A 1,925-nucleotide genomic window follows, 5' to 3' on the forward strand; every position below is an offset into this window, starting at 1 on the left:
TTTCAGGGATTCGCGAATCAGCTCGATGGTGATGTCGCGGCCCATGAAGTGCGAGTGGGCGATCACGCGTTTCAGCGCGCCTTCCAGCTCACGGACGTTGGAACGAATACGCTGGGCGATGAAGAACGCGGCGTCGTGCGGCAAGTCGACTTTGGCCTGATCAGCCTTTTTCATCAAGATCGCTACGCGGGTTTCCAGTTCCGGCGGCTCGACGGCAACCGTCAGGCCCCAGCCAAACCGGGATTTAAGGCGCTCTTCAAGGCCTTCGATTTCTTTCGGATAGCGGTCACTGGTGAGAATGACCTGCTGGCCACCTTCAAGCAGGGCGTTGAAGGTGTGGAAAAACTCTTCCTGCGAACGCTCTTTACGGGCGAAGAACTGAATGTCATCGATGAGCAGCGCATCCACCGAACGGTAGAAACGCTTGAACTCGTTGATCGCGTTCAGCTGCAGCGCCTTGACCATGTCGGCCACGAAACGCTCGGAATGCAGGTACACGACCTTGGCATTCGGGTTCTTCTTTAATAGATGGTTACCCACCGCGTGCATCAAGTGAGTTTTACCCAGGCCAACGCCACCATAAAGGAAGAGTGGGTTGTAGCCGTGCTTCGGGTTATCCGCCACTTGCCAGGCCGCCGCGCGGGCGAGCTGGTTGGATTTACCTTCGACGAAATTCTCGAAGGTGAACGTACGGTTCAGGTAGCTGGTGTGCTTGAGCGCACCTTCGACTTGCACAGTGCGTTGCTCGGCGCGAACCGGGGCCTGCTGCGAAGCGGCGCCGGACATCGGATCGAAGCTGTCGCGAGACGGTTCATCGCTGACTTCCGGGCTTTTCTGCGTCGAGCGCTTGGCGCTTGGTGCTGGCGTCTGAGTCGGCGCTGGCGTGTTCACCGGGGCAGCATTCGCTTGCGCCTGGGAAGCTTGCGCTGCCGCCAGTGGCGCATTCGGTGCGGCACGCGGTGCCGAGCTGCGTTTGCTGCCTATTAATAAGGAAAGCGCAGGCGCCATGCCGTTGCCGTGCTCATCCAGCAGTTCAAGGACGCGCCCCAGGTACTTTTCGTTGACCCAGTCCAGAACAAAACGGTTGGGTGCGTAGACGCGCAACTCGTCGCCTTCGGCTTCGACCTGTAGTGGACGGATCCAGGTGTTGAATTGTTGGGCAGGCAGCTCCTCGCGAAAAAGCTCCACGCACTGCTGCAAAAGTTCCACTGACACGGATATCCCCTAAGTTGAAAGCCGGTGAGGCAAAAACAAGCGGCCATTGTAGCGGCGAGCCGCCCACTTATCCACATGCAGGTTGCCCGGTGAACATGATTTATCAATGCGTTAAACCGAAAAAAGGCGACCAACGGTGTGTGAATAAGCTCTGTGGATAACCGCCCCTGAGGGCACTGGACAACTGGGGGTTGAACTCGGTGGATAACCTGCCTGTGGATAACAGGCCATTCCACGCACAGGTTATCCGACAGTGCAGCACAGGCTGAACACGGTTTTCCACTGTAGTTGTCATTCTCTGTACATCACGTGAAATATGGGCTCATGGCACTTATCCACAGAAAATGACGGCCTTAGCTTTTATAAGCTTTACAAAAAAGCTTTAAATAAGTCCCTTCTTTATTTTTATGTTTGGCAGACAGGCTTTCAGCCACAGAGGCCCCCCAGATCTATTTATAAGGAAACGCTGGTTGGAAATTGACCTGAGGGCTTGCTTTCTCTAGAATCCCCGGTCTCTTAAAACGGGGGCCATTCCGGCCCGTTGTGGACGAACCAGGTAACACGACAATGAAACGTACTTTCCAACCAAGCACTATCAAACGCGCCCGTACTCACGGCTTCCGTGCTCGCATGGCTACCAAGAACGGCCGTGCTGTCCTGTCGCGTCGCCGCGCCAAAGGTCGTGCGCGTCTGGCAGTTTGATAATCCGG

General features: G+C 55.9%; 2 protein-coding genes. One reads left to right on the forward strand and one right to left on the reverse strand.

Going from position 1 to position 1,925, the window contains the following annotated elements; all coding sequences use genetic code 11:
* A partial coding sequence (gene dnaA, locus ACIP1X_RS28765) for a chromosomal replication initiator protein DnaA (RefSeq protein ID WP_400755960.1) occupies positions 1–1,215 on the reverse strand: 1,215 nt, incomplete at its 3' end.
* 567 nt (positions 1,216–1,782) lie between these two features.
* Here dnaA and rpmH point away from each other — a divergent pair.
* The gene (gene rpmH / locus ACIP1X_RS28770) at positions 1,783–1,917 is read left to right on the forward strand and encodes a 50S ribosomal protein L34 (RefSeq protein ID WP_003213577.1); all 135 of its coding nucleotides are present in this window, start codon (positions 1,783–1,785) and stop codon (positions 1,915–1,917) included.
* The last annotated feature ends 8 nt before the right edge of the window (positions 1,918–1,925 follow it).

Origin of the sequence: Pseudomonas sp. NPDC088885 (assembly GCF_044750025.1) — a bacterium.
Taxonomy (GTDB): Bacteria; Pseudomonadota; Gammaproteobacteria; order Pseudomonadales; family Pseudomonadaceae; genus Aquipseudomonas; species Aquipseudomonas rustica.